The organism is Arhodomonas sp. SL1 (assembly GCF_052060015.1).
Taxonomy (GTDB): Bacteria; Pseudomonadota; Gammaproteobacteria; order Nitrococcales; family Nitrococcaceae; genus Arhodomonas.
The window spans coordinates 1-20,647 of record NZ_JBPODZ010000002.1 but is presented as its reverse complement, the minus strand read 5'-3'; the positions used below and the strand labels follow the sequence as shown (position 1 = coordinate 20,647).

Here is a 20,647-nt window from a genome sequence, read left to right as displayed (position 1 = left end):
GATCTCCTCCCACCCCTCGGGTGTCTTCGCCGGGCGACATCTCTACCATACTCTAGCGTATGGTCCCCGGGCGAGGAATGCATGGCCGGCGTTCTGCTACCATGCGCGGCCATGAATAACGCGCTCATCGACTACCGACGCAGCCTCAATCTCCTGGGGTTCGCCCTGTGTGCGGCGCTCCTCGGCGCTGCCGCCTACCTGGAGCATATCCAGGGCATGGAGCCGTGTCCGCTGTGTATCCTCCAGCGCGTCGCCTTCGCCGGCCTCGGCGTGGTGCTGCTCATCGCCGGGCTGCACGCGCCGCGCTCGGCGGCGGCGCGGGTGTATGCGGTGCTGGCCGTCGCGGTGTCGGCGATCGGCGTCGGTCTCTCCTGGCGGCACCTGTGGCTGCAGTCGCTCCCACCGGACCAGGTGCCCGCCTGTGGGCCGGGGCTCGGCTATATGATGGATACCTTGCCGCTCATGGACGTTCTCGGGCGGGTCCTCTCCGGCTCGGGGGAGTGTGCCGAGGTGGACCGGGTGCTCGGGGTGAGCATCCCGGCCTGGACGCTGCTGGCCTTCGTGGTGGCCGCGGTGGCCGCAGTGGCCGTGAACTGGCCGGCACGCCGGCGCTGACGGGGGTATGGCACGCAAGCCGCAACAGCCCGGGCGCGGTAAGGGTAGCGGGCGGAAGAAACCCACCCATAAGGCGTCGCGCAGGGCGGGCCCGCTGCGCCGGGGCCTGCGCCGGCTGCTGCTCGTCTCCCTCGTGTTGGTGCTGGTGGCCGGCGGTGGCTGGACGTGGTGGCTCAATCAGCGCGTGGTCGAGGAATTCGAGGGGCGGCAGTGGGCATTGCCGGCCCAGGTCTTCGCTCGACCGTTGGAGCTCTACGCGGGGCGGCCCCTGGACGCGGAGCAGCTCGTCCGCGAGCTCGCGGCCGCCGGCTATCAACGCCACGGTGAGGCCGCGGAGCCGGGCACCTATCGCCGTGACGGCGACCGCTTCCTGATCCATCGCCGCCCCTTCCGCTTTCCCGACGGGCAGGCGGGGGCACGGCGGGTGGCCTTACAGCTCGACGGCGGCCGGATCAGTACGTTGAACGGCGCCGAGGGCGGGGCCATCGATCTGTTCCGCCTGGACCCAGCGCGCATCGGCAGCATCCACCCGAGCCACCACGCCGACCGCGAGCTCCTCGCCCTGGACGAGATGCCGCGCAGTCTGGTGGCCGGGCTACTGGCCGTGGAGGACCGCCGATTCGCCGAGCATTTCGGGATCTCGCCGATCGGCATCCTCCGTGCCGCGATCGCCAACATCCGCGCCGGCCGCATCGTCCAGGGTGGCAGTACCCTGACCCAGCAGCTGGTCAAGAACCTGTTCCTCTCCAGCGACCGCACCCTCACCCGCAAGGTGAACGAGGCGGTGATGGCGATGCTGTTGGAGTGGCACTACGACAAGCGCGAGATCCTGGAGACCTATCTCAACGAGGTCTACCTCGGCCAGGACGGGGATCGGGCCATCCACGGCTTCGGTCTGGCCAGCCGTTTCTACTTCGGCCGGCCGCTGTCGCGGACCACGCTCGCGGAGCAGGCGCTGCTGGTGGCGCTGGTGAAGGGGCCTTCCTGGTATGACCCGCGGCGCCATCCCGAACGCGCGCGTGAGCGCCGCGACCTGGTGCTCGATGTGATGGCGGAGAGCGGCTTCGCCGAGGCCGACGCCGTGGCCGCCGCCAAGGAGACACCCCTCGGCCTGCGCCGCGAAATCCCCGAGGCGGGTTTCCGCTACCCGGCATTCATGGACTTGGTCCGCCGCCATCTCTCCCGGGACTACCGCCGTGAGGACCTGAACAACGACGGGCTACGCGTGTTCACCACCCTGGCCCCGATGGTGCAGCGGGCGGCGGAGGAGGCGGTGACCCGTCGCATGCAGGCCTGGCGGGACGACACCCAGGCCGCGGCGGTGGTGGTGGCCGTGGACAGCGGCGAGGTGGAGGCCATCGTCGGTGGCCGGGACCCACGCTACGAGGGCTTCAACCGGGCGCTGGATGCCCGGCGGCCCATCGGCTCCCTGGTCAAGCCCGCGGTCTATCTCACCGCGCTGTCACGGCCCTCGCGTTACGGATTGGGCAGCCTCCTCGCCGACCAGCCGGTGCGGGTCCAGGGCGCCGACGGCGAGACCTGGACGCCGCGCAACTACGACCGCGAGCGCCATGGTGACGTGCCGTTGTGGCGGGCGCTGGTGGAGTCCTACAACGTACCCACGGTGCGGTTGGGCCTGGACCTGGGCCTCCGTGCCGTCGCGGACACCCTCTCGCGCCTCGGCGGCCCGCTCCCGGAAACCGTCTACCCGTCGCTGCTGCTGGGCAGCGTCGAGTACAGCCCGCTGGAGGTGGCCGGCGTTTACGAGACGCTGGCGACCGGGGGGTATCGGACGCCGCTGCGCTCGGTCCGCGCGGTGATGACCCGGGAGGGGGAGGTGCTCAGCCGCTATTCCCTGAGCGTGGAACGGGCCTTCGACCGCGCCCCGGTGTACTTGCTGGAGTCCGCCCTGCGCCGTGTGCCGGTGGAGGGCACCGGCAGCGGCCTGCGGCGTTGGCTGGGTAACGACCCGGGGATCGCCGCCAAGACCGGCACGACGAATGGCCTTCGGGACAGCTGGTTCGCGGGCTACTCGGAAGACCGCCTGGGTGTGGTCTGGGTGGGCCGTGACGACAACGGCCGCACCGGGCTCACCGGCGCCAGCGGCGCGATGACGGTATGGGGCGAGCTCTTCGCCGGGTTACCCTACAGACCACTGGACACGGACCCGCCCCCGGGGGTGGAGCCGGTCTGGATCGAGCCGGCCACCGGACGGCTGGCGAGCGCGGACTGCCCGGACGCCGTGGCGCTGCCCTATCTGCGCGGCCACGCCCCCTCGCAGCGCGCCGACTGCGCCCGCCGCGGCGGCGTGGTCGAGCGGGCAGGGTCTTGGTTGAAGGGTTGGGTCCGCTGACCCGCAGGGACGACCAGGGAGGAATGATCAATGAGCGCCCGCAACGCATTGCTGGTAGTGGTGCTCGGCCTCGTGCTGGGTGGTTGCGCCGGTGTCCCGCCGTCGCCGGCCCCGCCGCCGAGCCCTGAGCGGGCCCCGCCGTCCGGGCCGGACCAGCAGGATACGGGGGAGACGCGGCAGGCGCCGTCCCGTGACGGCGTATCGGAGCTCCCGGCCGCCGTGCGCACCCTGGTGGCGGACGCCGAGGCCGCCTCCGCCGATGGCCGCCAGGAGGTCGCCGGTGACGCCCTGGAGCGGGCACTGCGCCTTGCCCCGGATCACCCCGTGCTCTGGCAGAACCTGGCGGTGGTGCGCTATCGCCAGGACCGCTGCGAGGAGGCCATCAATCTCGCGCGGCGCTCCAGTGACCATACCGGCGATCGTCGCCTGCGTGCCCAGAACTGGCGGTTGATCGCCACCTGCCGGGAGATCCTCGGCGACGCGGAGGGCGCCGCCGAGGCGGCCGCCCGCGCCGCGGAACTCGAGGGGGAGCAGTGATCCCCGCGCACGCCCGCACCGCCCTCTCCGAAGAAGGGGCGTTGGCGCGGGCCGTCGACGGGTTTTCGCCGCGGCCGGAGCAGCAGGAGATGGCCGAATCCGTGGGGCGCACCCTGGAGGAGGGCGGGGTGCTGGTGGCCGAGGCGGGCACCGGCACGGGCAAGACCTTCGCGTACCTGGTGCCGGCACTGCTTTCCGGGAAGAAGGTCATCATCTCCACCGGTACCCGGACCCTGCAGGACCAGCTCTATCACCGGGACCTGCCCCTGGTGTCCGCCGCCCTGGAGGTCCCGGCGTCCCGAGCCCTGCTCAAGGGCCGCAGCAACTACCTTTGCCTCTACCGGCTGGAGCTGGCCGCCGAGGAGGGGCGCTTCGACTCCCGCGACGAGGCCTCCCGGCTGCAGCGCCTGCGGGAGTGGGCGGGCGAGACCCGCAGCGGCGACCTCGCCGAGGCCCCGGTGGCCCATCTGGAGGGGGCGCTGCTCGGCAAGGTGACCTCCACGCCGGACAACTGCCTGGGCCAGGAATGCCCCTTCCACGCGGAGTGCCACCTCATGGAGGCGCGGCGACGGGCCCAGGAGGCGGACGTGGTGGTGGTCAACCACCACCTTCTGATGGCGGACTGGGCGGTCCGTCAGGGCGGCTTCGGCGAGGTGTTGCCGGCCGCCGATGCCTGGATCCTGGACGAGGCCCACCAGCTGCCGGAGACCGCCGCGCAGTTCTTCGGCGTGGCGGTGAGCAGTCGGCAGATCCAGGAGCTGGCCCGGGATGCCCGCGTGGAGCAACTCCGCGAGGCCAAGGAGGCGACGGACATCACCGACGCCGCCGAGGCCCTGGACAAGGCGAGCCGGGATTTCCGGTTGAGCCTTGGTGCGGCCGGCCGCCGGGAGCCCTGGGGCGCGGTGGCGGACGACGAAACGGTGGCCGACGCCGTCGGCAGGCTCCGCCAGCGCCTGGCCGCCCTGCACGAGCGGCTTGCCCCCCATGCCCAGCGCGGCAAGGGGATCGAGGCGGTCTGGCGCCGGGCCGCGGAGCTCCAGGACACCCTCGGTCAAGTCCTCGAGGGCGGCGACGCCGAGCACGTGCAGTGGTTCGAGACCCATAGCCAGGGGTTCATCCTGCGGCTGACGCCACTGGAGGTGGCCTCCACCTTCCGGGCGCAGATGGCGAAGCACCCCGGCAGCTGGGTATTCACCTCCGCGACCCTCTCCGTGGGCGGGCGCTTCGAGCACTACATCGCCCGCCTCGGCCTGGGCGAGCCGGAAACCCTCCGGTTGGAGAGCCCCTTCGACTTCGAGCGCAATGCGCTGCTGTACGTCCCGGCCAAGCTGCCTCCACCCAACGCCCCCGATTACCTGGATCGCTTCCTGGTGATGGTGGAATGGACCCTGCGCGAGAGCCGGGGGCGGGCGTTCGTGCTGTTCACCAGCCACCGGGCGTTGCGGGTGGCCGCGGAATACCTGCGCGAGCGTACCGACCATCCCCTGCTGGTGCAGGGCGAGGCGGCCCAGGGGCGGCTGCTGGAGCGCTTCCGGGAGGCGGGAGACGCGGTGCTCCTCGGCACCCAGAGCTTTTGGGAGGGCGTGGACGTGCGCGGCGAGGCGCTGTCCTGCGTGATCATCGACCGGCTCCCCTTCGCGTCGCCGTCCGACCCCGTGACCCAGGCGCGCATCGAGGCCCTGAAGGCCGGTGAGGGCAATCCCTTCGGCGACTTCCAGCTCCCCCAGGCGGTGATCACCCTGCGTCAGGGCGTGGGGCGGCTGATCCGTGACGCCAGTGACCGCGGCGTGCTGGTGATCGGCGACAATCGCATCATGACCCGGGGCTACGGCCGTGTTTTCCTGGCCAGTCTCCCCCCCATGCGGGTGACCCGGAGCTTCCGGGAGGTGCAGGCCTTCTTCCGTGACGGCGAGGGTGTGGAAGAACAGGCAGGGGCGTATGCCGGGGAAAGCTGAGGCGGGAAATGGCCAGGGCCGTCGCATTCCGGTCCTGGGTCTGGTGATGGTTGGGGTCGTGGGGTACCTGGTGCTCGTCTTCGGCGCTCGCGCCCTGCCGCCGCCGGGCGCCGACGATCCCCTCGCCATGCTGGCGGTGATCACCCGTCTCGCACCGGTGTGGTTGGTGCTCTGGCTCGCCGCCGGCGCCGGTGGCGCCATCTATAATCGCCGCCACACCGGCTCCTTTCTCGGCCGGGGGATGCTCAGCGCCCGGGGCCGGGATCGCCTCGTCTGCCCCGTCTGCGGTGCCCCCCAGGTCATCCGCCGGGGTCCGGGGGGGCGGCCGCGGCGGGTCTGCTCCGAGGCGGGCGAGGCCCATGACCGGGACGACGGTCAGGGCTGAGGGGCTCAACCGGCGGGTTCGAGCCCCTCGGTTAGCGCCGTACGCAGCGAATCCGACAGCGCCCCTTCGGCGAGCCAGATGCCGAAGTAGGCCCGGGCGAAGGCGGCGCCGGCCACTGTGCCGAGCACCTCGCCATTAAGGGCGAGCCGCGTACCGGTGCCGGGCAGGTAGGTCATCCGGTAGCGGTCGCCCTCGCTGACCGGCCGGTACAGCCGGTGGAGGCGATCCACGGCATCGGCGATGGTCGCCCGTTCCGAGTCATCGAGCTGCCGCTCCAGTACCTCGTCGGCGGCCCGGGCGAGATCCGCGGCGTCGATATCATAGAAGTACTCGATGGTCAGGCTCCGGGGCGTGTCCTCCGCCAGGAGCGATTCCCGGGGCGTGCCCTCCGGCACGTGCAGCGCTGCGGCGTAGACGGTGAACAGCACCCGATACTTGGCGACCCCGGTGCCGGCCAGTGTCAGCGGCCCCGCCTCTGTCTCGATGCGCTCGGCGAACTCGGCCCCCTTCGCGGTAACCGTCTGTGCCCCCACCGCCGGCAGGGCCAAGGCCAGAGCGGTCGCGAGCAGCCAGGTCACCGCCTTCATTCGGCACCCCTGCGGAAGAACAGCGTCACCTCGCCAACGCGAAAGCCCCATTTGCTGACCCGGGCGCGGTTGATCACGGTGTCCGCGTCGATGCGATACATCCAATCGTTGAAGTGCAGCTGCCAGGTGGTGTCGTTTACCTCGAGGGACAGGTCGTAGCGCCAGTTGAGCGCGTATCCGTACTGCTCGCCGCGGGCCTCGCCGATGATGTCCCCCGCGCGCCCGCGCCAGTGGTGGTCGTCGATCTGCTCGATGCGCCAGACCCGCTGCTCCCGCTCGCCGTCCGCGTAGCGGAACTGCTCGTCGAGGATCAGGGTGTCGCCGTCGATGCGCCCGTCGATGTCCACGGTGAAGCGTCGCCGGACCTCCCCGGAACGGTCCTGGAAGATGCCCCAGGCCCGCACCGGCCCGTCGAAGTATTCCTTCAGGTCGAATTGCGGTTGTGTGTCGCGGTAGGTATCCGGCGGTGTGGCACAGGCGCCGAGCAGCAGCGGGCAGAGCAGGGCGGTGAGGACGCGGCGCATGATTTACCCTTCAGGTGTACAATTAATGAATAATAATAGTACAGGAAATTGCTCGTGCTCGAACAGGAGGTCACGATGCATTCCGATGAAGGGTCGGGTGCCGTGGTGGCGCTGCTCGTGGGCGCTCTGGGGGTCTGGGGTGGGTGAGGCTCATTGATCGCCTATATCAAAGAGCGAAGTGTATTCGATTGTAAAAATAAATAAGAATCACTACTATCGGGGATGTAGACAGGTTTCATTCCCCGGGAGGGAACGCCATGCTCAAGACGATCACCTTTGCGATCATGCATTTCAGCATTGCGGTGGGCGTGGTGTACCTGCTGACGGGCAGCCTCGCGCTAGGCGGGCTGGTGGGTGTCATCGAGCCGCTGTGCAACACGGTGGCGTATTTCTTCCACGAGAAGGCGTGGGAGCGTATCCGGGCGCGGCGCCTGCCGGGGTTGCCGGCCTGACGCCGCACCGGCGCGGGGGTCAGCCCTTATTGCGGCGCTCCATCATGTCCGCCTGCAGGATCTCGATCCAATAGCCGTCCGGGTCCTTGACGAAGGCGAGCCCCTTCATCTTGCCGTCATCCGGGCGCTTGACGAACTCCACGCCCAGCGACTCGAGCCGTTCCGCTGCGCGGTAGACATCGGGCACGGTGATGCCGATATGGCCGAAGCCCTGGGGCTCGTCGTTGCCGTTGTGGTAGGCGAACTCCGGATCGTCCTCCGTGCCCCAGTTGTGGGTGAGCTCCAGCATCGCCTCGCGGCCGAAGGTCCAGGTGGTGCGCGCATCGTCGTCGGCGGGCACCCCCGCGGCGGCGTGTTCATCCACGTAGCCCAGGAAGTATAGGGTGAAGCGCATCTCCGGGAAGTCCATCTTGCGCACCAGGCGCATCCCGAGCACCCGGGTGTAGAAGTCCAGGGAGCGTTCCGGGGACTTGATCCGGAGCATGGTCTGATTGAACAGGTACTGCCCGGTCTCCGGGTCGGGGCGCTCGCAAAGCCCGGGGGCCTGTTCGAAGTGCCGTGACATGAATGCCTCCTTGGTTGGGATTGATGGGGGCGTGCCCCGCTCCGTGGCTGTGGGTGGGGGCAGACGCCGCGCTTTCAAAGATAGGGCGTGAACAGCCAGCAGATGGCATCGCGCAGGCGTGCCGGTAGCGGCCGCCCGTCCAGCTCCTCGAGGGTGACGAGGCGGCTGCGCGCCATCGCGGCCTGGCAGTGACCCGCGAGCCGAGTGGTGAATGCCTCGTCGAAGACCTCTACCATGAGCTCGAAGTTCAGTCGAAGGCTTCGGGGGTCCAGGTTGGCGGAGCCCACCTGGGCGTAGTGGTCGTCTACCACCAGGAGCTTGGTGTGGACGAAACGGCCCTCCTGGTAGTGGACACGCACGCCCCACTTGACCAGCTCCCAGAGCATGTTCCGGGTGGCCCAGTGCATGAACGGGAGGTTGTTGCGGCCGGGCAGGATGATCTCCACGGCCACGCCGCGGATGGCCGCCGCCTGCAGCGCGGCGATCAGCTCCCGCGGTGGCAGGAAGTAGGGGGTCATCACCAGCACGCGGTGGCGGGCCGCGGCGATGGCCCCCACCAGCACCATGGTGAGCCGGTCCAGGTCCTCGTTGGGCCCATCGATGATAGTACGGGCCATCGCCCTCCCACCGGGGTGGGGTTTGCGCGCGGGCGGATCCTGGCGACGGCCGGTGGTGAACTGCCAGTCGTCGAGGAACACGCTCTCCACCTGCCGCGCCACGGGGCCGTCCAGCCGGAAATGGGCATCATGGGCACCATGGTGTTCGTTTTGGGCGAGCTGGCGGTCACCGATGTTCATGCCGCCGACGAAGGCCGTCTCGTCGTCGATGACCAGGATCTTCCGATGGTTGCGCAGGTTCACCAGCAGCCGGGGAGGCAGCAGGCGCGGGGGCAGGAAACGCGCCACTGGCACGCCCTCGGCCCGGAGGCGGCGCCGGATCCGCGGCCAGGAGTACCACTCGCCCGCGCCGTCGAGGAGCACCCGCACGTCCAAGCCCCGGTCGGCGGCGCGGCGCAGCGCCTGGACGAAGCGCAGCCCGGTGTGGTCGCTCTCGAAGATGTAGGTGGCGAGGAAGACACGTTCCCGCGCGGCCTCGATGGCGGCGAGCATGGCCGGGAATGCCTGCTCGCCGTCCTGGTACATGGTCACCGCGTTGCCCTCGGTCAGTGGCATGCCGGTGACGGCGTCGGATATCCGCGCCTGCTGTGCGAATACCGGGTCCACTACCGGCGAGGCGTCGGTGGGTTCGCCGCCGACGGGCGGCAGTTCCTCAGCGCGCAGCTCCCGGGCCCGGGTCTGGATGCGGTTGATGCCGAAGGCGAAGTACAGTAACGGGCCGGCGAGGGGGAAGAGCAGGCATACCGCCACCCAGGCGAAGGCCCCGGCCGGGTCGCGCTTGTTCAGCAGGGCGTGCACGGCGGCCACGGTGGCGATCACGCCGGAGCCGACGATGAACAGCCAGCCGAAGGGTCCCGGATCGAGCGTCTCGTCCATGGGCCCCACGGTAGCACGGGCCCGGGATTGTCGCGGTGCTGGCCTTTGTCGGGCAAACGTTAGTATTCTCGGGCGAGGCGCGGTCCGTACACGGGGGAGGGGGGCATGAAAGGGTTCACGCGATTGGTCTTGGTGATGTTGGCACTGGCCGTTCCCGGCTGGGCCGCTGCGGAGGCGCTGCCGAGACCGGCCGGCCTGGAGGACACCGTAGGTTTCTGGAAGCGCGTCTACACCGAGGTCTCCGAGGATCAGGCCCTGATCCATGATCGCCGCCATCTCCACCGGGTCTACGCCATGGTGGACCTTCCCCCCCGGGACGAGCCGGAACGCCGGCGCAACGCCGTCCGGGCGCTGGTTGCCGCCTACGAGGAGGCGCTGGAGCGGCTCGCCGAGGACCCGTCGCAGCCGGCCTCGCCGCTGCAGCAGCGTTTGCGCGAGCACTTCCCCGAGGATGTGGAACCCGCCGCCTTCCGTGCCGCCGCGGAGGGGTTGCGGGTGCAGAGTGGTCTGCGCGAGCGCTTCCGTGCGGGGCTCGAGCGCTCGGGGCGCTGGTTGCCCCACATCCGCGAACGGCTGCGCGCCCATGGCGTGCCGGAGGCCCTGGCGGCCATGCCCCACGTGGAGTCCTCGTTCAATCCCCGGGCCCGTTCCCACGCCGGGGCCGCCGGCATGTGGCAGTTCACCGCCGGCACCGGCCGGGACTACATGCGCATCGACGCGGTAATCGACGAGCGCATGGACCCGTGGCGTTCCTCGGACGCCGCCGCCCGGCTGCTCGCCGACAACTACGAGAAGCTCGGTAGCTGGCCGCTGGCGGTGACCGCCTACAACCATGGGGCCAATGGCATGCGCCGGGCCACCAGGGAGATGGGCACCCGGCGGATCGACGCGATCATCGCCGGCTACACCGGCCCCTATTTCGGCTTCGCGTCCCGCAACTTCTACCCCGCCATCCTCGCCGCCGCCGAGGTGACGGAGTCGCCCGAGGACTACTTCGCGGGGCTGGAGATGGAGCCCGCGTTGCGGACGGTGGAGATCGAGGTCCCGGACTACATGCCGGCGGCTGCCGTGGCGGATGCCCTGGACAGCGACGAGGATTCCCTGCGCCGCTATAACTCCGGGCTGTCCCGGGCCGTTTGGGCCGGTGACAAGTTCATCCCCGCCGGCTATGCGCTGCGCCTGCCCGCCGACGATCCGGCGGGGCTGCGGAATGCCCTGGCCGCTGTGCCCCTGGACCAGCGTTACGCGGAGCAGTGGCCGGATCAACACCACCGCGTGCGTCCCGGCGAGAGCCTGTCGGTGATTGCCGACCGCCACGGGGTCCCGACCCTCGCCCTGGCGGCGGCCAACGGGATCACCCGCCCGGACCGGATACAGGTCGGCCAGCGCCTGCGTGTGCCCATGTCTGGCGAGCCGCCGAAGTCCCTCGCCGAGCTGCCGGTCGATGAGGGTGGCGCGCTGTACACGGTGCGCCGAGGTGACACCCTCGCCGCCATTGCCGGGCGCTTTGATCTGGGCGTCGACGAGCTGGTAGCGCTCAATGAGCTGGCCAATCCGGATCTCATCCGCCCCGGTCAGCGGCTGCGGGTGCGGGCGGCGCTGGAGCCGACTCGGATCGCCGGTAACTACTGATCTGGGGCACGCGGCGTCCGGTCGGAGGGTTGCGCCGCGCGCGCCGTCGTTCGATAGTAGGATTGAGCTTACGCGACAGGAAGGGAACCGGGAGCCGACATGCTCGAGGCCATTAAGCGCTTCTACCAGGAACGGATCCAGGTCGACGACGCGGCCGATGACGACCTGCAGCACCGACTCCAGCTCGCTACTGCTGCCCTGCTCGTGGAAATGGCCCAGGAGGACAACGAGCGCCACAGCATGGAGTTCCAGGCCATCCACGAGGGCATCCGTGAGGTCTTCCATCTCTCCGATGAGGAGACCACCGAGCTCATCGACCTCGCCGACCGGGAGGCCCACGAGGCCACCGATCACTTCGAGTTCACGCAGCTCATCAACGAGAACTTCGACTACCCGACGAAGTGCCGCGTGGTCGAGCTGCTCTGGCGGGTGTGCCTGGCTGACGAGGACATGAACCGCTACGAGGAACAGCTGGTGCGCAAGATCGGGGAGCTGCTGCACATCGAGCACAAGGACTTCATCGCCGCCAAGATCCGGGTGCAGCAGGCGTATTCCACGAGCTACATGAACGACTACGACAGCTACGAGTGATGGGGCGGTTCCGCGCCCGCCAGCTCGCGCGCATTCGTGATGCCGTCGCCGCCGGCCGTGAGGCACTGCGGCACAGTGGCTCGCAGGATCCCGTCACCTTCGCCGGGGCCTTCGTCGCCGCCGGCGGCGTGCAGATCCCGGGTAAACCCGAAGCCGTCGATGCCGCCGAAGCCCTTGCTGCGCGGTTGCTCCGCGCCCTGCGCGCGGGGCAATACCACCATGCCGGCGATCGGGACCTGCAGCGGGAGGTGAATCGTGCCCGCCAGGAGGTTCGCTGGACCGCCGCGCAGACGGATGATGCCGTGGTGGGCTTCCACCTGATGGTGCCCGAAGGCGCGGCGGAGGACGCCACCGTGGAGGCCCTGGCCCATGCCAGCCACGGCCTCGGCCCCGGGGTATATCCCAAGGGTGAGATCGTAGTGCTGCAGCCGGAGCTCGACGGTGCCCGGTTCGTGCCGGTGCGCGCCGACGAGATCGAATGCTGAGACCCAGCGGAGGGAAGGGATGTCGAAGACCATCGTGGTGACCGGCGCATCAGCCGGCTTCGGCGCGGCCACCGCACGCCGTTTCGCGGCGGATGGGTGGCGGGTGGTGGCGACCGCGCGGCGGCGGGAGCGCCTCGAGGCCCTGGCCGAGGAGCTCGGCGGCCCAGACCGCGTGCACATCCTGGGGATCGACATGCGCGACCGCGCCGCGGTCACCGAGGCGTTGGGCTCGCTGCCGGCGCCCTTCGACGAGCCGGACGTGCTGGTCAACAACGCTGGCCTCGGCCGGGGTATGGAGCCCGCCTGGGAGTCGGACCTGGATGACTGGGAGGCCATGGTCGACACCAATGTGAAGGGGCTGTTGTACGCCACCCGCGCCGTGCTGCCGGGGATGGTGGCCCGGGACCGCGGGCATATCGTCGATCTGGGTTCCACCGCCGGACGCTGGCCTTATCCCGGCGGCAACGTGTACGGGGCGAGCAAGGCCTTCGTCGCCCAGTTCTCCCGTAACCTGCGCGCGGACCTGCTCGGCACCCGGGTGCGGGTCACCAACCTGGAGCCGGGGCTTTGCGAGACGGAGTTCTCCGTCCACCGTTTCCGTGGTGACGCCGAGCGCGCCGCGGAGCTGTACCAGGGCAAGGATCCTATCGTTCCCGAGGATGTGGCGGAGATCATCCACTGGGTGGTTCATCTGCCGCCCCACGTGAACATCAACGCCATGGAGATCATGCCCGTGACCCAGGCCTGGGGGGCACTGCCGGTGACGCCGTTGGGGGGGGGGCATATAACGATAATGATTGAATATAGTGTGATTCATTCCTTTATCGTTTAAGGCGGCATTATTAGGGTGGTGCCTGCTCGAGACGTCCCCGGGCGATTCGGAGGCAGGCATGACCGTCACGGCGATCAACACATTCTCCCAGCAGGCATCTCCGGCCCCGCCGGATCCGGTCGCGGCAAGCGGCGAGCTGGCCGGTGCCAGCGCTACCGCGCGGGTGGCCTGGGGGCTGGCGCGGTTCCGCGGGCGTATCGTGCTCTCCTCCAGCTTCGGCGCCCAGGCGGCGGTGATGCTGCACCTGGTCACCCGCCAGCGCCCGGATATTCCCGTGGTGCTGGTGGACACGGGCTACCTGTTCGCCGAGACCTATCGGTTCGTGGACCGGCTCACCGAGCGCCTGGGGCTGAATCTCCACGTCTACCGCAACCCGCTGAGCCCGGCCTGGCAGGAGGCCCGCCACGGCCGCCTCTGGGAGCAAGGGCTCGAGGGGATCGAGCGCTACAACCGGATGAACAAGGTCGAGCCTATGCAGCGGGCGCTCGCGGAGCTGGGTGCCGAGGCCTGGTTCGTCGGCCTGCGCCGCGATCAGGCGGCGAGCCGTGCCGATCTGGATGTGGTCAGCATCCAGAACGGTCGCTACAAGATCCACCCCATCGTCGACTGGACCGACCGCGACGTCTATCGCTATCTCCGGCGCCACGAGCTGCCCTATCACCCGCTGTGGCACGAGGGCTATGTCTCCATCGGGGACTGGCACACAACGCGCCGCCTGGATGCTGATATGGAGGCGCAGGACACGCGCTTCTTCGGCCTCAAGCGTGAGTGCGGCCTCCACGAGGAGGTGTGAGCCGCCGGCGCCCGGTATAATCCGCCCCCGCCACACTCCGCAATAAGAAAGGGGACGGAATGCGCCAGATCGCTTACCTGCTGCTCGGGGCCTGGCTGATCCTCCACGGCCTGCAGGGCATCATCCACTTGAGCTTCCGCTACGACGACCTGGTCCTCGGCGGCCTGGCCATCGCCGCCGGCGTGCTGCTTATCATCGTCCGCCGCTAGAGCAGGTTGTAGAGGAAGACCACCACCACGGCGACCGGCGTGAGGTAACGGATCCCCCCGTGCCAGAGCCGGTAGCCGGGGCCGATGCCCAGCCCGAGCTCCTCGCGGGAGCTCGCCGCCGATAGCGCCCAGCCGGCGAACAGGGCCACGCCCAGACCGGTGAGTGGCAGCATGATATTGGCGGTGACGAAGTCCAGCAGATCGAACAGGCCCCGGCCGAGCACACTCACCCCGGACCACACGTTAAACGACAGCGCCGCCACCATGCCTAAGGCCCAGATGGGAACGGCGGCCTTGATGGTCGCCGGCACCCGGCGGTTGCCTCGCTCCTGCAGCCACTCCACGGTGGGCTCGAGTAGCGAGATGGTGGAGGTCCAGGCGGCGAAGGTCAGGAGCACGAAGAACAGGGTCCCGAACAGCGCCCCCGCCGGCATCGCGCCGAAGGCCAGCGGCAGGGTCTGGAAGATCAGCCCCGGGCCGGCGCCGGGTTCCAGGCCATTGGCGAAGACCACGGGAAAAATCGCCGTCCCCGCGAGCAGCGCGATCACCGTGTCCAGGATCACGATGGTAATGGCCGTGCCCGCGATGGAGGTCTGCGGGGTGAGGTAGGAGCCATAGGCGATCATGATCCCCATGCCCAGGCTCAGGGTGAAGAAGGCATGGCCGAGGGCGACCAGGACGGCGTCGGTGCCGAGCTGGGAGAAGTCCGGCCGGAAGAGGAAATTTACCCCATCGGCGAACCCCGGCGTGGTGGCCGCGTAACCCACCAGGATCACCAGTAGCAACGCCAGCCCTGGCATGAGGAACTTCACCGCCCGCTCCAGGCCGGCCCGCACGCCACGGGCCACCACGACGACGGTGAGCAGCATGAATACAGTGTGCCAGAGCACCAGACGAATCGGGCTGGCGAGCAGGGCGGAGAAACGGGCCTCCACCTCGTCGGCACCGGCGCCGGTGAACGCGCCGGAGGCGGCCTCGAAGACGTAGGACAGCGCCCAGCCGGCGATGACGCTGTAGAACGACAGGATCACGAACGCCCCCGCCGTACCCAGTAGCCCGACGCCGCCCCACAGCGGCGAGGCGCCCTCGCGGCGCGCCAGCAGGGAAAGCGAGCGTATCGGGCTGCGCTGGCCCCGTCGGCCAATGAGGATCTCGGCGATCAGGATGGGCAGGCCGATCAGCGCGATGCACAGCAGGTAGACCAGCACGAAGGCGCCGCCGCCGTTCTCCCCCGTGATGTACGGGAACTTCCACACGTTGCCGAGGCCGACCGCCGAGCCCACCGCGGCGAGTATGAAGGCCAGCCTCGAGCCCCAGTGCTCGTGGGTCATCCGTGCATCCTCCCTCGCTGCCGAAGGGCATAAGGGTAACCGCTGTGGCGGCAAGTGTCGTGAGCGGAAAAAAAGAAGCCGGGCTGGGCCCGGCTGAATCGTCGCTTGCGCGACGCCTCGTCGTTACGGAGGAAGGGGAAGGGAGACTACGCGCTGCCGGACAGGCCGGCGACGACGTTGGACAAAACGTATCCGTAATGGCGACGTTTGTCAAGTATTTGTATAAGTATGCGCCTTGACAGGCCGCGGATCTGGTATATCATCTTCTCGCAGAACCACAACATATAGCGTTGCATTGTGGATGAGCCGTTCATATGTTGTGGAAAACTGCCATAAGGCGCTGACGGCGCCCGCTTTCAAAAACTTCGCATACACAGCCAGGGAGACCACCGGATGACTGATGCCGCCAAGGTGCGCACGCTACCGAGGGCCGTGACCGAGATCCCGATTCAGCCCGCCTCCCACGACATCTGGGACAAGAAGTACCGGCTGAAGACCAAGGACGGCACGGTGCTCGACGAGACCGTGGACGACACCTACAAGCGCATCGCCCGGGCCCTCGCGGATATCGAGCCGGACGGCAAGCGTGACGAATGGTACGAGAAGTTCCTTTGGGCGCTGCGCCACGGGGCCATCCCCGCCGGCCGGATCACCTCCAACGCCGGCGCCTGGGACCACAAGCCCGCGACCTCGACGATCAACTGCACCGTCTCCGGCACCATCGGCGACTCCATGGACGACATCCTGGAGAAGGTCCACGAGGCGGGCCTGACATTGAAGGCGGGCTGCGGCATCGGGTATGAGTTCTCCACGCTGCGACCGAAGGGCGCCTACGTCTCCGGTGCCGGCGCCTACACCTCCGGGCCGCTGTCGTTCATGGATATCTACGACCGCATGTGCTTCACGGTCTCCTCGGCCGGTGGGCGGCGCGGTGCGCAGATGGCCACCTTCGACGTCGGCCACCCGGACGTGCTGGATTTCATCCGCGCCAAGCGCGAGTCGGGGCGGTTGCGGCAGTTCAACCTCTCGCTGCTGATCACCGATGGCTTCATGAAGGCCGTGGAGAACGGTGACGACTGGCCGCTCGCCTTCCCCCTCTCCCCCAAGGAGGCGGAGATGGACGGCGTCGATCTCAACGACCCGGAGCAGGTTATCTGGCGGGAGTGGCCCCGGCGCGAGGGCTACATCACCCGTGAGGACGGCCTGGTGGCTTGCCGCATCTACCGCAAGGTCAAGGCCCAGCGCGTCTGGGACATGATCATGACCTCCACCTACGACTACGCGGAGCCGGGCTTCATCCTCATCGACCGGGTCAACGAGATGAACAACAACTGGTTCTGCGAGGAGATCCGGGCGACCAATCCGTGCGTGACGGCGGACACACGACTGCATACCCAGAATGGGTTAGTGCGCATCGGCGATCTCTATGCCTCCGGCGAACCGCTGGAGGTCACAGTGGATCGTCGCGCATTGGGTCAAGAAGGGAACGGCGCTGTCTCCCGGCCTGCGAAGCCGGCATTCTTGACCGCGCGCGAGGCGGACGTCTATCGCGTGGTCACCGAGGATGGCTACGAGATCAAGGCCACGGAGTGGCATGATTTTTACACCCAGCGCGGCAAGATCAAGCTTCGCGATCTGCGGGAAGGCGATGTGTTGCTGGTGCAGTCCGGTAAGGGGCAGTTCGGCAGCAATGGTAATGAGAAGCTCGGTGCGTTGTTGGGCCTGATTACCGGCGATGGCCACTTCACCAATCGTGGTAACGGCAAGGAGGCCGTGTTGGTGAACTTCTGGAATGAAGAGCGCCGGCTCGCGGATGACATGGCTGCCTATATCAATGAGTTGATCGCCGGCGTCGCGAAGACGGCTCGCGCCTACCAGATCGCTCCGATGGCGGTACCCGAGCGTAACCACCTGTTCATCCGCTCGGTGCTGCTCAAACGCGTGCTGGAGCACTATGGGTTCACCCGGGAGAGCAAATTCTCGGTACCGGAAGTGATCTGGCAGGGCAGCGAGGACTGCGTCAAAGGATATCTGCGCGCGTTATTCCAGGCGGACGGTACCGTCAATATCTCCGGGAAGAGCCAGAGTTGCTCCATCCGGCTCGCCTCCAGCTATCGACCGCTGTTGCAGGAGGTGCAGACGTTGCTGGCGAACTTCGGCGTCTTCTGCCGGATTCGCCAGCGCCGGAAGGCGGGCACCCGTGTCTTGCCGGATGGCAAGGGCGGCAGCCGGGATTACTCCTGCCAGGCGGACTACGAGCTCATCATTGACGGCGAGTCCCGGGAGGCCTTCATGGAGGAAGTCGGCTTCCTGCTCGATTACAAGAACGACAAGTATCGGCAGTGGGTCGCGGACAAGGTGCTGCGCAAGTCCCAGCGCTTTGCGAGCCGTATCGCCTCCGTTGAATATGCGGGTCGGGACGCGGTATTCGATACCACCCAGGAAGACCATAATACCGTTATATTCAATGGGTTGGTGACCGGGCAATGCGGGGAGCAGCCTCTCCCCGCCTTCGGTAGTTGTTTACTGGGGTCGGTGAACCTCACCAAGTTCGTCCGCGATCCGTTCACCGACAAGGCGCGCTTCGACTGGGACGAGTACCGCAAGACCGTGAGCATCTTCACCCGCATGCTCGACAATGTGGTGGAGATCAACGGCCTGCCGCTGCCCCAGCAGCGTGAGGAGATCATGCGCAAGCGCCGCCACGGCATGGGCTTCCTCGGCCTCGGCTCGACGCTGACCATGCTGCGGATGAAGTACGGCGAGGCGGATTCGCTGGCGTTCACCGAGCAGGTGGCCAAGGAGATGGCGCTGGAGGGCTGGCGCACCGGCCTGTCGCTGGCCGACGAGAAGGGCCCCGCGCCGTTGATGGACGAGGAGTTCACGGTCACCGAGGAGATGCTCAGCAAGCGCCCGGAGATGGCCGACGACGGCTACCAGGTCGGCGACACCATCCAGGGCCGGGTGCTGTGGGCGCGCTACAGCCGCTACATGCAGCGCGTCGCTGACGTCGAGCCGGAGCTGGTGGAAGAGCTCGCCGAGCGCGGCGCGCGCTTCACCCATCACAGCTCCATCGCGCCCACCGGCACCATCTCGCTGTCGCTGGCCAACAACGCGTCCAACGGCATCGAGCCGAGCTTCGCGCACCACTACACGCGCAACGTCATCCGCGAGGGCAAGAAGTCCAAGGAGAGCGTGGGCGTCTACAGCTTCGAGCTGCTGGCCTATCGCTACTTCGTGGACCCGGAGGCGGTGCCGTCCACCGATCCGGAGACGCGTAACCTCCCCGATTACTTCATCACCGCGGACGACGTCACGCCGAAGCAGCACGTCGATATCCAGGGCGCGGCCCAGCGTTGGGTGGACTCGTCGATCTCCAAGACCGCCAACGTGCCCACCGAGTACCCCTACGAAGACTTCAAGGGCATCTACCGGTATGCCTATGAGCAGGGGCTGAAGGGCTGTACCACCTTCCGCTTCAACCCCGAGGCCTTCCAGGGCGTGCTCGTCAAGGAGAGCGACCTCGCCAACACCACCTACCGGTTCGTCCTCGAGGACGGCACCGTGGTCGAGGCGAAGGGTGGCGACGAGATCGAGTACGACGGCGAGATCCACACCGCCGCCAACCTCTACGACGCCCTCAAAGAGGGCTACTACGGACGGTTCTGACAGCCATGGCAAAGACGCAGGAAGACATCGAAAACACCACCCCGGACGAGGAGCCCGACATGCCCATCCGGATCGAGCGAAAGATCGTCGACTATGAGGTGGCGAAGCCCGACGAGGGCGGCCAGACTGAACAGAAAGCGGCCGCCCCGGTGGAGTCGTCGATCCAGCACATGCACGAGCGCATCGAACGACCGGAGGTCCTCGAGGGCTCCACCTACAAGATCAAGACCCCGCTCTCGGAGCACGCCCTCTACGTCACCATCAACGACGTGGTGCTCAACCCGGGCAGCGAGCACGAGATCCGCCGGCCCTTCGAGATCTTCATCAACTCGAAGAACATGGACCACTTCCAGTGGATCGTCGCGCTCACCCGCATCATCTCCGCGGTGTTCCGCAAGGGCGGCGACTGCACCTTCCTCGTCGAGGAGCTGAAGAGCGTCTTCGACCCCCAGGGCGGTTATTTCAAGCGCGGGGGCAAGTTCATGCCCTCCCTGGTGGCCGAGATCGGCGAGGTCATCGACCAGCACCTCAAGAAGATCGGCATGCTCGACACCGAGGGGCTGGACGAGCACCAGCGGGCGTTCATCGAGCAGAAGCGCGCCGAGGCCGAGGCCCGCGCCGCCCAGGACCAGACCGCGGCGGACTGCGACGACAGCACCGACCAGTACCCCGAGGGCGCCCAGCTCTGCGGCAAGTGCCACACCAAGGCCATGGTCGTCATGGATGGCTGCCTGACCTGCCTGAACTGCGGGGACTCCAAGTGCGGGTGACGGGCCCGCGCTGCATCGACCCAGCCGACTGGACAACACCATGCCGGCCGGGGCAGCCGTGACCTAACCGGGCGTGCGCCAGCACGTCCAGAGGTGAGGGGGATGAGGGAATGGAAACCAGCCACGGACGGCACTACCTATCGCTAGCCGAGAGGGCTCCTGACCCCCGCGAAGCGACTGCCCAGCACGTGGGTGTAAATCTGCGTGGTTTCCACGCTCCGGTGCCCGAGCAGCTCCTGCACCGTTCGGATATCCGTGCCGCCCGCCAGCAGATTGGTCGCAAAGCTGTGTCTCAGCGTGTGGCACGACCCCCGGCGCACAACCCCGGCCCGGCGCATTGCCGCCGACACCGCCCGCTGTACGGCCGAGGGGTGAAGATGGTGCCGTACGACGTGCCCGCCTTCGTCCATGCAGGGCCGCGAGGCCGGAAACAACCATTGCCATGCCAACGTCGTTCCTGCGTTCGGGTACTTCCGCGCGAGCGCGTAGGGCAGGGTCACCGGAACGCGACGCTCAACGGGTGTCCCCTGCAAGCTTCGCCGCGCGACATCGATGCGCGCCTCCAACTCCTCGCGCAGCGTCTCAGGGAGAAGGGTGATCCGGTCCTTGTCCCCTTTGCCGCTACGAACCGTGATCGCCGCCCGGGAGAAATCGAGATCCTGCACGCGCAGCCGGCACACCTCCGTGACCCGCAGGCCGCTGCCGTACATCAGCGACGCCATCAGCCGCATCCCCGACGGGAGCTCCGCGATAACGGCGATGACTTGATCATGCGAAAGAACGACCGGCGGCTGTGGAATCCTTGCGATGAGGAACGCAGTTCCACGGGAACAGGAACGCGATTCCAGGCGATGAGGAATGCGGTTCCA

General features: G+C 68.0%; 20 protein-coding genes. 14 read left to right on the top strand and 6 right to left on the bottom strand.

Annotation, left to right across the window (positions count from 1 at the left end; genetic code table 11):
- The first annotated feature begins 111 nt into the window (after nt 1-111).
- The 5 genes from ACQ754_RS03885 to ACQ754_RS03865 are packed head-to-tail and all read left to right on the top strand — an operon-like array spanning nt 112 to nt 5,845.
- Nucleotides 112-615 carry a disulfide bond formation protein B gene (locus tag ACQ754_RS03885; RefSeq protein ID WP_440995998.1) on the top strand — a complete coding sequence of 168 codons (504 nt, stop codon included), beginning with the start codon at nt 112-114 and terminating at the stop codon, nt 613-615.
- Between the two features lie 7 nt (nt 616-622).
- The gene (gene mrcB, locus ACQ754_RS03880) at nt 623-2,968 is read left to right on the top strand and encodes a penicillin-binding protein 1B (RefSeq protein WP_440995680.1); all 2,346 of its coding nucleotides are present in this window, start codon (nt 623-625) and stop codon (nt 2,966-2,968) included.
- 30 nt (nt 2,969-2,998) lie between these two features.
- Complete coding sequence (locus ACQ754_RS03875) at nt 2,999-3,505, top strand: tetratricopeptide repeat protein (protein WP_440995679.1); 507 nt, start codon at nt 2,999-3,001, stop codon at nt 3,503-3,505.
- Nucleotides 3,502-5,460: an ATP-dependent DNA helicase gene (locus ACQ754_RS03870; RefSeq protein ID WP_440995678.1), complete on the top strand. Its 1,959-nt coding sequence runs from the start codon at nt 3,502-3,504 to the stop codon at nt 5,458-5,460. The genes ACQ754_RS03875 and ACQ754_RS03870 overlap by 4 nt, the downstream gene beginning before the upstream one ends.
- Nucleotides 5,444-5,845: a hypothetical protein gene (locus tag ACQ754_RS03865; protein ID WP_440995677.1), complete on the top strand. Its 402-nt coding sequence runs from the start codon at nt 5,444-5,446 to the stop codon at nt 5,843-5,845. Before ACQ754_RS03870 ends, ACQ754_RS03865 begins: the two co-directional genes overlap by 17 nt.
- A gap of 5 nt (nt 5,846-5,850) precedes the next feature.
- Here ACQ754_RS03865 and ACQ754_RS03860 read toward each other — a convergent pair whose 3' ends face one another.
- Complete coding sequence (locus ACQ754_RS03860) at nt 5,851-6,432, bottom strand: chalcone isomerase family protein (RefSeq protein ID WP_440995676.1); 582 nt, start codon at nt 6,430-6,432, stop codon at nt 5,851-5,853.
- Nucleotides 6,429-6,956, bottom strand: a complete 528-nt coding sequence (locus ACQ754_RS03855; RefSeq protein ID WP_440995675.1) for a DUF3833 domain-containing protein — start codon at nt 6,954-6,956, stop codon at nt 6,429-6,431. Before ACQ754_RS03855 ends, ACQ754_RS03860 begins: the two co-directional genes overlap by 4 nt.
- A gap of 257 nt (nt 6,957-7,213) precedes the next feature.
- Between ACQ754_RS03855 and ACQ754_RS03850 the strand changes: the two genes are divergently transcribed.
- Complete coding sequence (locus ACQ754_RS03850) at nt 7,214-7,408, top strand: DUF2061 domain-containing protein (protein WP_440995674.1); 195 nt, start codon at nt 7,214-7,216, stop codon at nt 7,406-7,408.
- A 19-nt stretch (nt 7,409-7,427) separates the two neighbouring features.
- On the opposite strand, the gene gloA is transcribed toward ACQ754_RS03850, so the two are convergent.
- Nucleotides 7,428-7,973, bottom strand: coding sequence for a lactoylglutathione lyase (gloA, locus tag ACQ754_RS03845; protein ID WP_440995673.1), 546 nt, complete (start codon nt 7,971-7,973; stop codon nt 7,428-7,430).
- Between the two features lie 74 nt (nt 7,974-8,047).
- Entirely contained in the window at nt 8,048-9,466 is a 1,419-nt protein-coding gene (cls, locus tag ACQ754_RS03840; protein WP_440995672.1) for a cardiolipin synthase, read from the bottom strand.
- Between the two features lie 105 nt (nt 9,467-9,571).
- Between cls and ACQ754_RS03835 the strand changes: the two genes are divergently transcribed.
- The 6 genes from ACQ754_RS03835 to ACQ754_RS03810 all read left to right on the top strand — a co-directional run bounded on the left by ACQ754_RS03835 (nt 9,572) and on the right by ACQ754_RS03810 (nt 14,008).
- Complete coding sequence (locus ACQ754_RS03835) at nt 9,572-11,098, top strand: LysM peptidoglycan-binding domain-containing protein (RefSeq protein ID WP_440995671.1); 1,527 nt, start codon at nt 9,572-9,574, stop codon at nt 11,096-11,098.
- Between the two features lie 99 nt (nt 11,099-11,197).
- Nucleotides 11,198-11,689 carry a TerB family tellurite resistance protein gene (locus ACQ754_RS03830; RefSeq protein WP_440995670.1) on the top strand — a complete coding sequence of 164 codons (492 nt, stop codon included), beginning with the start codon at nt 11,198-11,200 and terminating at the stop codon, nt 11,687-11,689.
- On the top strand, nt 11,689-12,174 hold the full coding sequence (locus ACQ754_RS03825; protein WP_440995669.1) for a hypothetical protein: 486 nt from the start codon (nt 11,689-11,691) through the stop codon (nt 12,172-12,174). Before ACQ754_RS03830 ends, ACQ754_RS03825 begins: the two co-directional genes overlap by 1 nt.
- A 19-nt stretch (nt 12,175-12,193) precedes the next feature.
- Nucleotides 12,194-13,006 (top strand): SDR family oxidoreductase, encoded by an 813-nt coding sequence (locus ACQ754_RS03820; protein ID WP_440995668.1) that lies wholly within the window; start codon nt 12,194-12,196, stop codon nt 13,004-13,006.
- A gap of 58 nt (nt 13,007-13,064) precedes the next feature.
- Nucleotides 13,065-13,799: a phosphoadenylyl-sulfate reductase gene (locus ACQ754_RS03815; RefSeq protein ID WP_440995667.1), complete on the top strand. Its 735-nt coding sequence runs from the start codon at nt 13,065-13,067 to the stop codon at nt 13,797-13,799.
- 59 nt (nt 13,800-13,858) lie between these two features.
- Nucleotides 13,859-14,008, top strand: a complete 150-nt coding sequence (locus ACQ754_RS03810; RefSeq protein ID WP_440995666.1) for a hypothetical protein — start codon at nt 13,859-13,861, stop codon at nt 14,006-14,008.
- Here the strand turns inward: ACQ754_RS03810 and ACQ754_RS03805 are convergent.
- The gene (locus ACQ754_RS03805) at nt 14,005-15,339 is read right to left on the bottom strand and encodes a sodium-dependent transporter (RefSeq protein ID WP_440995665.1); all 1,335 of its coding nucleotides are present in this window, start codon (nt 15,337-15,339) and stop codon (nt 14,005-14,007) included. The genes ACQ754_RS03810 and ACQ754_RS03805 overlap by 4 nt on opposite strands.
- 393 nt (nt 15,340-15,732) lie before the next feature.
- Between ACQ754_RS03805 and ACQ754_RS03800 the strand changes: the two genes are divergently transcribed.
- Together ACQ754_RS03800 and ACQ754_RS03795 are read left to right on the top strand one after the other, a co-directional pair.
- Nucleotides 15,733-19,008: an LAGLIDADG family homing endonuclease gene (locus ACQ754_RS03800; RefSeq protein WP_440995664.1), complete on the top strand. Its 3,276-nt coding sequence runs from the start codon at nt 15,733-15,735 to the stop codon at nt 19,006-19,008.
- Nucleotides 19,009-19,067: 59 nt separating this feature from the next.
- Nucleotides 19,068-19,778, top strand: coding sequence for a TSCPD domain-containing protein (locus ACQ754_RS03795; RefSeq protein WP_440995997.1), 711 nt, complete (start codon nt 19,068-19,070; stop codon nt 19,776-19,778).
- A gap of 143 nt (nt 19,779-19,921) precedes the next feature.
- Here ACQ754_RS03795 and ACQ754_RS03790 read toward each other — a convergent pair.
- On the bottom strand, nt 19,922-20,647 hold a 726-nt coding region (locus ACQ754_RS03790), incomplete at its 5' end, for an integron integrase (RefSeq protein ID WP_440995663.1).